Source organism: Albidovulum sp., from assembly GCF_041919395.1.
Classification (GTDB): Bacteria; Pseudomonadota; Alphaproteobacteria; order Rhodobacterales; family Rhodobacteraceae; genus Albidovulum.
The window spans coordinates 1-12,250 of sequence record NZ_JAYRTX010000031.1 but is presented as its reverse complement, the minus strand read 5'-3'; the positions used below and the strand labels follow the sequence as shown (position 1 = coordinate 12,250).

The 12,250-nt window shown below is 69.6% G+C and carries 11 protein-coding genes; 3 read left to right on the top strand and 8 right to left on the bottom strand.

Going from position 1 to position 12,250, the window contains the following annotated elements; translation table 11 throughout:
• Nucleotides 1-101 precede the first annotated feature (101 nt).
• Entirely contained in the window at nt 102-1,229 is a 1,128-nt protein-coding gene (locus tag ACMUOO_RS07325) for an S-(hydroxymethyl)glutathione dehydrogenase/class III alcohol dehydrogenase (RefSeq protein ID WP_301918827.1), read from the bottom strand.
• 196 nt (nt 1,230-1,425) lie between these two features.
• Between ACMUOO_RS07325 and ACMUOO_RS07320 the strand changes: the two genes are divergently transcribed.
• Entirely contained in the window at nt 1,426-2,025 is a 600-nt protein-coding gene (locus tag ACMUOO_RS07320) for a hypothetical protein (RefSeq protein WP_301918828.1), read from the top strand.
• On the opposite strand, the gene ACMUOO_RS07315 is transcribed toward ACMUOO_RS07320, so the two are convergent.
• Nucleotides 2,026-3,057: a quinoprotein relay system zinc metallohydrolase 2 gene (locus ACMUOO_RS07315; protein WP_301918829.1), complete on the bottom strand. Its 1,032-nt coding sequence runs from the start codon at nt 3,055-3,057 to the stop codon at nt 2,026-2,028.
• A 120-nt stretch (nt 3,058-3,177) separates the two neighbouring features.
• On the opposite strand from ACMUOO_RS07315, the gene ACMUOO_RS07310 reads away from it, so the two are divergent.
• Complete coding sequence (locus tag ACMUOO_RS07310; RefSeq protein ID WP_301918830.1) at nt 3,178-3,993, top strand: quinoprotein dehydrogenase-associated SoxYZ-like carrier; 816 nt, start codon at nt 3,178-3,180, stop codon at nt 3,991-3,993.
• 6 nt (nt 3,994-3,999) lie between these two features.
• Here the strand turns inward: ACMUOO_RS07310 and ACMUOO_RS07305 are convergent, their stop codons facing one another.
• From ACMUOO_RS07305 to ACMUOO_RS07285, 5 genes are all read right to left on the bottom strand, one after another.
• Complete coding sequence (locus ACMUOO_RS07305; RefSeq protein WP_301918831.1) at nt 4,000-4,353, bottom strand: hypothetical protein; 354 nt, start codon at nt 4,351-4,353, stop codon at nt 4,000-4,002.
• Nucleotides 4,350-5,024, bottom strand: a complete 675-nt coding sequence (locus ACMUOO_RS07300) for a hypothetical protein (protein WP_301918832.1) — start codon at nt 5,022-5,024, stop codon at nt 4,350-4,352. Before ACMUOO_RS07300 ends, ACMUOO_RS07305 begins: the two co-directional genes overlap by 4 nt.
• Nucleotides 5,025-5,115: 91 nt before the next feature.
• Nucleotides 5,116-7,386 carry an ATP-binding protein gene (locus ACMUOO_RS07295; protein WP_301918833.1) on the bottom strand — a complete coding sequence of 757 codons (2,271 nt, stop codon included), beginning with the start codon at nt 7,384-7,386 and terminating at the stop codon, nt 5,116-5,118.
• Nucleotides 7,383-8,546: an FIST N-terminal domain-containing protein gene (locus ACMUOO_RS07290; RefSeq protein ID WP_301918834.1), complete on the bottom strand. Its 1,164-nt coding sequence runs from the start codon at nt 8,544-8,546 to the stop codon at nt 7,383-7,385. The genes ACMUOO_RS07295 and ACMUOO_RS07290 overlap by 4 nt, the downstream gene beginning before the upstream one ends.
• A 40-nt stretch (nt 8,547-8,586) precedes the next feature.
• Nucleotides 8,587-9,276 (bottom strand): response regulator, encoded by a 690-nt coding sequence (locus tag ACMUOO_RS07285; protein WP_301918835.1) that lies wholly within the window; start codon nt 9,274-9,276, stop codon nt 8,587-8,589.
• Between the two features lie 293 nt (nt 9,277-9,569).
• On the opposite strand from ACMUOO_RS07285, the gene ACMUOO_RS07280 reads away from it, so the two are divergent.
• Nucleotides 9,570-10,349 carry a pentapeptide repeat-containing protein gene (locus tag ACMUOO_RS07280; protein ID WP_301918836.1) on the top strand — a complete coding sequence of 260 codons (780 nt, stop codon included), beginning with the start codon at nt 9,570-9,572 and terminating at the stop codon, nt 10,347-10,349.
• Here the strand turns inward: ACMUOO_RS07280 and ppsA are convergent.
• On the bottom strand, nt 10,350-12,250 hold a 1,901-nt coding region (gene ppsA, locus ACMUOO_RS07275; protein ID WP_413854975.1), incomplete at its 5' end, for a phosphoenolpyruvate synthase.

Below are 12,250 nucleotides of genomic sequence, written 5' to 3'. Positions count from 1 at the left end.
GCGGGCATCCGGCCGGCTGCCGCCGGACGATCTGGGGTCTGCGGGGGCTGGCCCCCCGCCTTGATGGTGACTCCGGCCCGGGTGCCCGGACCGGACGGAACTCAGTAGACGACGACCGAGCGGATGGATTCGCCCGCGTGCATGAGGTCGAAGCCCTTGTTGATCTCGTCGAGTTTCAGCGTGTGGGTGATCATCGGGTCGATCTCGATCTTCCCGTCCATGTACCAGTCCACGATCTTAGGCACGTCGGTGCGCCCGCGCGCGCCGCCGAAGGCGGTGCCTTTCCAGACCCGCCCGGTGACGAGCTGGAACGGCCGCGTCTGGATTTCCGCCCCTGCCGGCGCCACTCCGATGATGATCGACTGGCCCCAGCCCCGGTGGGTGCATTCCAGGGCGTCGCGCATCACCTTGACGTTGCCGGTGCAGTCGAAGCTGTAGTCCGCCCCGCCGATCTGGTCGAAGGGCGTCTTCGTCATGTTGACGATCTCGGCCACGACGTTGTCCACTTCCTTCGGGTTGAGGAAATGGGTCATCCCGAAGTGTTCGGCCATCGGCACCTTGGCGGGGTTGAGGTCCACGCCGATGATCATGTCGGCCCCGGCGAGGCGCAGCCCCTGGATGACGTTGAGCCCGATCCCGCCCAGGCCGAAGACCACCGCCTTCGCCCCGATCTCCACCTTGGCGGTGTTGATCACCGCGCCGATGCCGGTGGTCACGCCGCAGCCGATGTAGCAGATCTTGTCGAAGGGCGCGTCCTCGCGCACCTTGGCGACCGCGATCTCAGGGAGCACCGTGTAGTTCGAGAAGGTCGAGCAGCCCATGTAGTGCAGGATCGGATCGCCATCGAGGGTCGAGAAGCGCGAGGTGCCGTCGGGCATGACGCCCTTGCCCTGGGTGGCGCGGATCGAGGTGCAGAGGTTCGTCTTGCGGCTGAGGCAGGACGGGCACTGGCGGCATTCGGGCGTGTAGAGCGGGATCACGTGATCGCCCTTCTTCACGCTGGAGACGCCTTCGCCCACCTCGACGACGACGCCCGCGCCTTCGTGCCCGAGGATTGCCGGGAAAAGCCCCTCGGGGTCGGCGCCGGACAGGGTGAACTCGTCCGTGTGGCATATGCCGGTGGCCTTGATCTCCACCATCACTTCGCCCGGGCGCGGCCCGGCGAGGTTCACCTCCATGATCTCGAGGGGCTTGCCCGCCTGGACGGCGACGGCCGCACGTGTCCGCATAGTCTTCCTCCCAATAAGAAATCTGGCGATTTCTTACCCTGTCTTCCGGGGCCTTGGCAGCCCCCTTGCAGCCTTGCCGACGAGTATAGGCGGGGGGGAAGACCGGACAATTGATACCTTAGTTTGTGAATCGGCCCCTTGGGTCGATCCGCGCCGTGCGCCTATACTGCCTGCAACCGCGAGGGGAGGACGCGCCATGAAGACCATCCGCGCAGGGTTCGCCGCGGCGGCGCTCGCGCTGGCTGCCGTGCTGCCCGTGGCGGCGGAGACGGGCGATCCCGACTGGCCCTGCGTCCAGCGCAAGACCGGGCCCATGTCGGCGGCCGTGCTCTGGCCCGGCCCTCTGCCCGAGGTGCCGGTCGCCGGGGCCGCGGCCGACCTCGCCGCGGCCCTCGCGCTCCGCCGCGTGAGTCTCGAGGAGGCGGCCGCGCGCGTCGCGGGATTCGCCGGGGCGAACCGGCCCGATGCCGCCACGCTCGGCGCCATCTTCCGCGACGCCTTCGAACGCATCGACCGCGACCGTACCCGGCTGATCGGCGGCATTTCCCGCTATGCCCACGCGCAGGCGGCACTCGCCGCCAGGATCGACCTTGCCCATGCGGAGTTCGCGCGGATCGAGGCCGGGAAGCAGCCCGACTTCGACCGGCTCGACGCGCTGGAAGATCAGATCGACTGGGACGAGCGGATCTACCGCGACCGCGAGCGTTCGCTCACCTATGTCTGCGAGACGCCGGTGCTGCTGGAAAAGCGCGCCTATGCGGTGGCTCAGATGCTCAAGGAATACCTGCCCGAATAGTCACTCCCATTCCAGCTCGGTATAGGCCGCGGTCGCGTTGCGGGCGTTGTAGAGATCGAAGAGCCGCCAGTGCGCCGCCTCCGTGACGCCGATGTTGCGGGTGGCCTCCGACAGCGGCGATCCCGCGGCGAGTGCCGCGCGCGTATCGGCGGCGAGCGTGTCGAGGTAGCGGGCGAGGGGGGCCGCGCCCCCGGGCCAGGGCAGGGCGGGGCCGCCGTGGCCGGGGACGACGAGGGGTGCCTTGCGCGCGGTGAGCCGCCCCAGCACCCCTTGCCAGCCCGGGAGCGACCCGTCGAGTGCCGGTGCATGTTCGGCAAAGACCAGGTCACCGGCGAAGAGGACGCCCGTCGCGCTGTCGGTGGCGATGAGGTCGGTGGCCGTGTGGGCGGTCGGCTCGGCCTCGAGCGTGAGGACGCGGCCGCCGAGGTCGATCCCGGTCCGCTCCGCCACCTCGCGGTCCACCCGGGGAAGCGCGGTGCCGAGGAACCCGGGCGCACCGATCCGCGACCCGAATCCCTCGGCGTAGGACACGGCGCGGTCGGCAAGCGCGCGGGCGAGCCCCGCGCGGCCCACCACCTCGGCCCCGGCCTCGGCGAGAGGCGCCGCGCCATAGACATGGTCGGGGTGCATGTGGCTGAGGACGAGGGCGCGGATCGGCAGGCCGGTGCGCGCACGGATGGCGAGGTAGACCGCTTCCCCGACGGCCCGCGAGCCGCCCGCGTCGATCACCGCGACCGCCTCGCTGCCGATCACGAATGCGATGTTGGCGACGTCGCCGCGGTTCTCGGCATCGGGCTCGGCGATCGCGCCGCGGTGGGCGAAGACGCCGGGGGCGATCTCGGTGAAGGAGAGGTCCGCGACGGGGCGGGGGGCGCAGCGGGGCGCGCCCGCCGCCTCCTCCGGCACCGCGGGCGGACGCTCCGACAGTGCCGCCATGCAGGCCGACGGGGTATCGGCGCCGTAACCGGGCAGGAGCGCGACCCGGCACGGGCCCCCGGCGGCGAGGCAGAGGGTGACGAACGCCTCGAACATCGCGGACCTCCCGCCGCCGATCCTGACCGCGTTCGTGCCCCGGCGCCACACATCCGAAAGGTTGAATTCTGGTGCTGCCGCGCCTGTGCTACACTCCGCGAACTCGGAGGGAGGACCGGCATGAGAGAGTTTCCGCACCGCGCGGCGCTGGTGGCGCTGGCACTTGCTTTCCTGCCCGTCGGTTCGGGTGCGGCCGAGGCCCCGATGATCGAAAGCCCGACCTGGGGCGAGATCGCCGGCGACATTGTCGGCGACGCGGTTCCTGCGGACGGCGCGGCACTTCTTGCGCTCGACACGCCGCTGCGTGCGGAGGATGCGGCCACGGTGCCCGTCGTCATCACCCAGACCGATCCCGGCCCGTCGATCACCGGCCTGAAGCTCGTCATCGACGAAAATCCAGCGCCGCTGGCCGGCAGCTTCGCCTTCGGGCCCGCGATGCATCCCCTGAAGTTCGAGGCACGGGTGCGCGTGAACCAGTACTCCAACCTCCGCGTCATCGCCGAGACGGCGGAGGGCAGTTTCATGACCGGACGCTTCGTCAAGGCATCGGGCGGCTGTTCCGCCCCGGCGACGAAGGACCCGGCGGCGGCCCTCGCGGGCATGGGCGAGATGCGGCTGAAGCTCTTCGCGCCCGAGCCGGCGCAGGTGTCCGGCCAGCGGCGCGAGGCCCAGATCATGATCCGCCACCCCAACTACTCGGGGCTCCAGCGCGACCAGATCACCCAGCTCTTCATCCCGGCGCATTTCATCGACCGGCTGGAGGTGCGGCAGGGCGACGAGATGCTCTTCACGATGGAGGGCGGCATCTCGATCTCGGAAAACCCGGTCTTCCGCTTCGACTACACCGACAACGGTGCGCCGGCGCTGACAGTCCATGCGACGGACACCGAGGGCAACGTCTTCGACGCCGAGCTTCCGAAGGACCCGCCGGCTTGAGGCGGATCAGAAGCAGGTGATCTCCGCCTCCGCCTGGGCGCGGCGGAGGGTGGCGACGGCCTCGGTCGCCACGTGCATCGTCTTGAAGGCCGAAAGCTGCTCGCCCGTTCCCTGCTGGAGCATCAGCACCGTCTCGGCCTCCACATACCTGTCGTAGGGCAGGATTGAGGCGATGACGTCGATCGAGCAGGCGCATTTCCTCAGCGTGATGCGGTCCTGCCCGTTGGCAGCCATGCAGCCGAAGACATAGTCGGCCCGGGCCTCCGTCGGGTAGTCGTTCAGCCGCTCGGCCAGGTCCTGCGCCGAGGCCGCGGGGGCGGCCAGAAGGGCGGCGAGGGCAAGAGCCGGCGCGCGCGTCATTCCGCCGCTCCCGGGACGAAGGTGATCGCGTTCGTGTAGCCGGGCCCATCCGAGCCGTCCGGCGCGGGGGCGCTGGCCCTCAGCGTGTAGTACCAGCCGGGCACGGCGTCAGAGACCTGCGCGGTGATGGCGAGGTCGGCAAAGCCGGCCATCCGGTCGCGCGCGGCATCCTCGGCGAAGGGATGCAGGACGAGTTCCTGACCGGTGACTGTCTCCCCGCCCGCGAGGCTGAGCGTGACGGGGCGCACCTCGGCCTCGGCCAGCATCGCCTCCTTGATCCGGTTGCGGATGTAGAAGGGGCTGCCGCCCGCCTGGTTGGCCATGTCGCGGAGCACCGTTTCAAGGAAATACATGATCAGCGGATTGCCTACCGAGGCCGGGAATCGGCCGGCCTGCTGGCGGTGCTGGCCGTCCTCGACCGTCAGTTCCACCTCGTCGCCGGGCCGGAGCGCGAGGACGAGCGCCTGCGGGGAACCGGCAAGGGGTGCCTCTCCCGCGCGTTCCGGCGCCGAGCGGCCGGCGCGTGCGACCGAATAGGCCAGCTCGCTGCCCTCCGCCATGCCGTCGAGCACCCCTTCGCGGAAGAGAATCTCGTAGCCCGGCGCGGCCTCTGCCACGCCCCCGTCGCCAAGGCCCGCAAGCAACGCCAGCAACACGATCCGCAGCCGCATGCCCTCCTCCCTCCCTGGAAGATGCCGTTTCCACTGCAAGGGTAAGCCGCCGCCGCCCCAAGTCACCAAGGACTTTGGTCGGTGCTTTCGCTCAGGCGACGTTTCGGCGGGTCTTCCAGTCGATCAGGGCCCTGAGCCGGGCAAGCTGCACCGGCTTCGTCAGGACGGAAAAGTCCATGCGCTCGCCCAGCTGAAGAAGGGCCTTCGACCGGTTGGCGGTGATGATGATCGCGGGGATATCGGCGCCGGCGGCCTGCCTCAGCGCGCGGATCGTCGCCACGCCGTCGTCGCCGTCGTCGAGCTGGTAGTCGGCCAGGATGATGTCGGGCGCCGTGCCGAGGCCCGCCATGAGGTCGAGCGCGCCCGTGGTCGATGCGGTGGCCAGCACGCTCGCCCCCCAGCCGTCCAGCTTCTGCACCGTCGCGTGCAGCACGTCGGCGTCGTTCTCGACGACCATCACGATCCGGTCGAGCGCGCCCTGCGGCCGGGAGTCGCCCGGATGCAGTGGCACCGCGTCGGCCTCTTCGGGGGGCGCGAGCGGCACTTCGATCGAGAAGACCGAGCCCTTTCCGGGCTGGGACCTGAGCCCCACCCGATGACCGAGGTGCCGGCAGGCGCGTTCGACGATCGAAAGACCAAGGCCCATGCCGGCGCCGCCGCGCGCCTTGTCGATGCGGGTGAACTCGTTGAAGATGCGGCGCCGGTCCGCCTCTGCGATGCCGATGCCGGAATCCCACACCTCGATCCGCAGCTTCTGGCCCGTGACCCTGCACCCGACGAGCACGCGGCCCCGCTCGGTGTACTGGATCGCGTTCACGACGAGATTCTGGATCGAGCGCATCAGGTAGCGCTGGTCGCTGCGCACCCAGCGGCCGCAGGGCCGGACGCGAAGCGAGAGACCCTTTTCGGCCGCGAGCGGCGCAAGGTCCTCGGCAAGGCTCTGGAGCGGCGCGTCGAGGGCGAAGGCGGTGACGTTGAACTCCGCCCCCGGGCTGTCCAGCCGGGAGATGTCGAGAAGAGCGTGAAGGAGCGTCTCGATCGAGGCGAAGGAGCGGCTGATGCGTTCGACGGTGTCGGCTGCGGCGGGTTCGCAGACACGTTCCTTCAGCGTCGAGATGTAGAGCTTGGCGGCGTTGATCGGCTGCAGGAGGTCATGGCTCGCCGCGGCAAGAAACCGCGTCTTGGAAGCATGGGCTGCCTCGGCCGCCTCCTTGGCCTCGCGCAGCGCCTCCTCGGCCTCGGCCTGTTCGGTCGCATGCAGGCGCAGGAGCCGGTTCGCCTCCGTCAGCGCCTGCGTGCGTTCCGCCACGCGCCGCTCCAGCGTCTCGTTGATCCGCTCGCGCGCCGCGGCGGCTTCCATCTCCACCGTGACGTCGCGGAGCGAGACGATGAAGCCGTGGTCGGGCAGGGGATGGACATGGATGTCGAGGCTGACGCCGTCGGGGCGGCGGAACCGTTCCTGCACGATGCCGCCGCGGCGCAGGAGGCGCGCCCAGCCGTCGACGTCCGACCGCCCCGAGGCGGAACCGTGCGGACGCAGCGCCTCGAAACGGTCGATGTACTCGGTGATCCGCTGGAAGCCGGTGCCCTTGCGCAAAAGCGCCAAGGGAACGCCGAGGAGGGCACCGAAGCGGTCGTTCCTGACAAGGAGCGCGCCGTCGGCCGAAAAGGTACAGACGCCCAGCGACATGTGGTCGAAGGCCGCCTGCAGGAAGCGCGCGTGTTCGTCGATAAGCCTGTCCTTCTCGCGCTGGTTCTGCCGCACGAGGTCGGTGATCTCGGTCTGCAGGATCGCGATGTTGCCGGAATTGGTTTCCCGGCAGGACATCTGGAACCAGCGGTCGTTCTTCAGCCCGAGGACATGGCTCGCATAGCGCCGGTCACGCGGCTGGACGGTGGCGAGCGCGGCTGCCGACGGGGCGCCGCCGTCGGCGGCGGCGATAAAGCGGCTTCGTGCGACGGCATCGAGATAGTCCTCGAAGCCGAGACCCGGCTCGATCAAGGGCTCCACATCGGGCAGCAGGCGGCGGAAGAAGTCGTTGCAGACCTGCAGCCGGTCCTCGGAGAAGAGCGCGAAGCCGCCTTCCACCGCCACCATCGCATCGGCGAGATGGCGGCTCATCCGCTCCTGCGAGCGCTGCGCGCGTTCAAGTTCCGAGGAGGCGCGGCCGAGCGTGTCGAGCGCGACCTCCAGGTCCTTGGTCTTCTCCCAGACCGCGGCCTGCAACGCGATCGCCGACTGGAAGAGCGAGAAGGCGGAACCGCCGACCTCGTGGCCCCGGTCGGCCCGCCGGATCAGGGCGTCGATGATCCGGGCCTGTTTTTCCACCTGCAGGGCAAGCGGGTCGTCGGTGTCGATCACAGCGCGGCCTCCGCCCTTTGCCGAAAGAAGGCGATGCCGACGAAGGTCTGGTTCACGTGCACGCCGAGATGCTGTTCGCCGTAGGTGTTGAAGCCCACGACCCGGTGGGTGCGGAAGCGTTCGGAGGCTTCGTCCTCCAGTCCCTTGTGGGCGATCTCGAGCTTTCTCAGGATGCAGTCGAAGCCGAGGATGAGATCAGGTGGTGCGCCGGCCTCGTCGGCGACGGTGAGGCCCGCGTCGAGCGTGCGGATGATCTCCTTGCCGCGACCGAGCGTCAGGATGAGTCCGTCGTCGATGGCCGAGAGGAAGGTCAGCCCGCCGTCCTGCCGCATCTCCTGGATCGCGCGGACGTGGTAGGTATGGCCCGAGCGGACGAGCACCGGGTTCTCGGCGAAGATGATGGGCGAGAGCTCGTCATGGCGCACGCCGACGAGCCGGGCATATTCCGTCGCGGCCGGTGTCCCGTTGATCTCCAGCACCAGCCGCTCGTCCGGAACGGCGCGGGTGACGACCATGCGCTTGTCGGTCGGCGTGAAGTGGTCGAACCCGAGGCCCCGGAAGCCGAGGTCGGTCTCGAGCAGGAGGAGAAGGGCGGCGTCGCGGTGGAAGGCGCCGTTGTGGAGCACGTGGGTCTCGGCGAACTCGAGCCCGTCGCCCGCCGAGCCGCCGAAGACGGGAATGTCCTTCAGCCCCGCCTCGAGCGCCGCGACAAGGATGTCTTCCTGCTTCGAAAGCCCGTCGGCGAAGATGAGCGCGAGCCGCCGCCGGCCGGCCGTCGCCGGAAAGCGCGCGGCCAGCCGCTCGGTCTGGCTGACGATGTCGGCAATGCGGACCGGGGTGAGCGGCTTGATGAGCGCCGAGGCCACGCGGAAATGCGCGCGCCGGAAGGCGAGCGCCACCATCCCGTCGCTGTCGTAACCCCTGGGCGTGATCTGGCCCGCCGTGGTGCAGCCGAAGACGGCGGTGGCGGGCATCTGCCGGGCGAGGGCCGCGGCCAGACCCGCGCGGTCCATCCGGTGCGGGACGAAGAGAAGGACGAAGCTCGCCTCGACCTGGGCGAGCCGGCCGGCGATCTCGGCCACGGCGGCCTCGGGCGCCGAGGCATAGGTCACGGCAATGGCGACCGCCTCGGCCGGGCACGTGTCCAGATCGCGTGGCATGGTCGTCCTCCCCCCCCCGGCGCCTCCCCGAGCCCGCCGCCTATTGCAGATGGTGGCGGATCGAGACCTCGCGCACGAGGAGCGCCGCCTGGGTGCGGTTCTGCACCCCGAGCCGGCGCAGAAGGGCCGTGATATGCGCCTTCACCGTCGCCTCGGCCAACTGCATCTCGTAGGCAATGAGCTTGTTGGGCTTGCCCTTGCAGATCAGCGACAGGATTCGCGCCTGCTGCTGGGAAAGCCCCGCGATCTTGCGCGAGACCTCGGCGATGCTCGGGTCGTCCCCCGCCGGCCGGGTCGGCGCCTTGTAGCCTGCGGGCACGTAGGTCTTGCCGTCCCATATCTCAATCATGGCCTCGCGCAGCGTCTCCCGCGCGGCATCCTTGGGGATGAACCCGGCGGCACCGGCCGAGAGCACGGACTGCACGACCTCGTCCGAGGCGAAGGCGGAGATCACAACCACCGGCACGTCCGGCGCCTTGTCCTTGATCTTCAGGAATCCGCTCAGCCCCGAGACATCGGGCAGGTTGAGGTCCAGCACGACGAGATCGGGCGCGAAGCGTGACCGCAGCACCTGAAGCGCATCGGTCAGCGAAGAGGCCTTGCGCACCCGCCGCATGTTGAAGACCGTCTCCATCATCGAGGCGAGCGCGTCGCAGTAGAGCGGGTGATCGTCGATCACGAGCGCCGAGTGGATCGGCACCGCATGCGCGGCGTCGGCTTTCCGTGTCATCAGGGCTCCTCCCATGACCGGCGACGCTTCGCGGGTTCCCGCCCCGCGCCGCCCGGCTGTTCCCGCCAGGTCGTGGCCGCCGATTTGTTTCCTGATTGTCCGCCGTCAACTCTATGCACGGAAGACGTGCGCAGGCAAGCGCGCTGACGCCCGCCATGCCCGCCCCGTCGGCGGCCCGGCGCCGGACCGCGCAGGGGGGCGGTCAGGCCCGGGATCCGGTGACGGTTGCGCAGGAGGCCGCCGGGGAGGACACTGGGGACGGTGGAGGAGTTGGGCGGCTGAGGGAAGCGGCGATGCGGCTCTGGAGCATACTGGCGCTCGGTGCAATCATGGCGGCCGGCCCGGCGTGGGCGCAGGACCCCATGGCCGGCGTCGATCTTTCCGCGCCGAAAATGACCGAGGCCGGGATGACCCGGGCGGAGGTCGCGGGGCTGGTCGCGTCCGGCCGGCCGGTCGACCTCTCCGGGCAATGGCTGAACGGGCTCGACCTGTCCGGTCTCGACCTCTCCGGGGTGAACCTTCGAGCCGCGTCGCTGAACCGCGCGTCGCTCAGGGGCACACGGCTTGCGGGGGCGGTGCTCGATCAGGCCTGGATGCTTGGGGCAGACCTTGCGGGCGCCAACCTCGACGGGGCGAGCCTGTTCCAGACGCAGCTTCGGGGCGCGACGCTCGTCCGCGCCACAGCGCGGGGCGCGCGCGCGGCCGGCGATTTCACCGGGGCGGACCTGACGGGGGCGGATTTCACCGGGGCGGATTTCTCGGCCGACATGCGCAACCAGTCCATGGGCCTCATGCGCGGCGTGCTGCGCCAGGCGAGGGCTGCGGGCGCGATCTTCCGCGACGCGCGGATGGCGCGGGCAGACATGGAGTTCGCCGACCTTTCGGGCGCCGATTTCACCGGGGCGGACCTCTCGATGGCCACGCTCGGCGGCGCGAATCTCGAAGGCGCGGATGTGGCGGGAGCGGTCTTCGTCGACGCCGACCTCACGTCGGCGCGCCTGAAGGACCTCCGGAATGCCGACGCAGCGGCGCTCGCCCGGGCGCGGAACCTCGACCGGGCGCTTCGCGACTGACTATCGCGCCTCGGCCGCCGCCACGTGGCGCTTCACGGCGAGGAAACTGTCGGGCGTGACCGAGATGGAGTCGATCCCCGCCTCGACGAGGATCCGCGCGAAATCGGGGTCGTTGGACGGGGCCTGCCCACACAGACCGACCTTGCAACCCGCCTTGTGCGCCCGTTCGATCACGGTTCGGATCATCCACAGCACGGCGGGGTCGCGTTCGCGGAAAAGGGGCGCCAGCGCCTCGCTGTCGCGGTCCACGCCGAGGGTGAGCTGGGTGAGATCGTTCGAGCCGATGGAGAAGCCGTCGAACCTCTGGGCGAACTCTTCGGCGAGGATCACGTTCGACGGAATCTCGCACATCACATAGACCTGAAGCCCGCCCTCGCCGCGCACGAGCCCGTTCGCGGCCATCACCTCCAGCACCCGGTCGGCCTCTTCCGGCGAGCGGCAGAAGGGGATCATCACGATGACGTTGGTGAAGCCCATCTCCTCCCTCAGCCGCCGGATCGCCCGGCATTCCAGAGCGAAGCCGTCGCGGTAGGCATCCGAGTAGTAGCGCGAGGCGCCGCGAAAGCCGATCATCGGGTTCTCCTCGGCCGGCTCGAACTGCCGCCCGCCCAGAAGCTCGGCATATTCGTTGGTCTTGAAATCGCTCATCCGCACGATCACGGGTTTCGGGAACCAGGTCGCGGCGATGCGCGAGAGGCCCATGGCGAGGCTCTCGACGAAATAGTCGGTGCGCTCGGCATGGCCCCGCGTCAGCCGGTCGATCTCCGCCTTCGCGGCCTCGTCCTTCAGGTCCGCATAGCGGGTCAGCGCGAGCGGATGGACGCGGACCGCGTTGGTGACGACGAACTCCATCCGCGCCAGCCCGACGCCGTCGACCGGCAGCCGCCACCAGCGCGCGGCGGCGGCGGGGTTGGCGAGGTTCAGCATCACCTTCGTCCGCGTCCCGGGCACGGCATCGAGCCTTATGTCCTCGACCGTCACTTCGGCGGCGCCGGCATAGACGAATCCCTCCTCGCCCTCGGCGCAGGAGACCGTCACCTCCTGCCCGTCATGGAGGACGTGCGTCGCGTTGCCGGTGCCCACGATGGCCGGAAGGCCAAGCTCCCGGCTGACGATGGCGGCGTGCGAGGTGCGCCCGCCGTGGTCGGTGACGATGGCGGCGGCGCGCTTCATCACCGGCACCCAGTCGGGGTCGGTCGTGGAGGTGACGAGCACGGCGCCGTCGACGAAGCGGTCGATCTCGGCGGCGGAGTTCAGGAGACAGACCTCTCCCGTGGCAACCGCCTCGCCGACACTCAGGCCGGTCGTCAGCACCGGCCCCTTGGCCGTCACGCTGTAGCTGCTGAAGGCGGCCGCCTCGGCGCGCGATTTCACCGTCTCGGGCCGGGCCTGCACGATGTAGAGCACCCCCGTCTCGCCGTCCTTCGCCCATTCCATGTCCATCGGCTGGCCATAGTGGTCCTCGATCACCGAGGCCTGTCGCGCGAGGGCAAGGATTTCGGCGTCGGAGAGCACGAAGGACTCCCGCTCGGCCCTGGATGTCGGCACGTTTCGCGTGGGCCGGGCCGCGCCCTTCGCGTAGATCATCTTCTGTTCCTTCCCGCCGAGCGACTTCGCAAGGATCGGCTTCAGTCCCTCGCGCGACAGGAAAGGCTTGTAGACCTGGTATTCGTCGGGATCGACCGCGCCCTGCACGACGTTCTCGCCGAGCCCCCAGGCGGCGTTGATCAGCACGACCTTGTCGAAACCCGACTCCGTGTCGATGGAGAACATGACACCCGAGCCGCCGAGGTCGGAGCGCACCATGAGCTGCACGCCGACCGAGAGCGCGACCTTCTCGTGCGCGAAGCCCTTCAGCGTGCGGTAGGTGATCGCCCGGTCGGTATAGAGCGAGGCGAAGC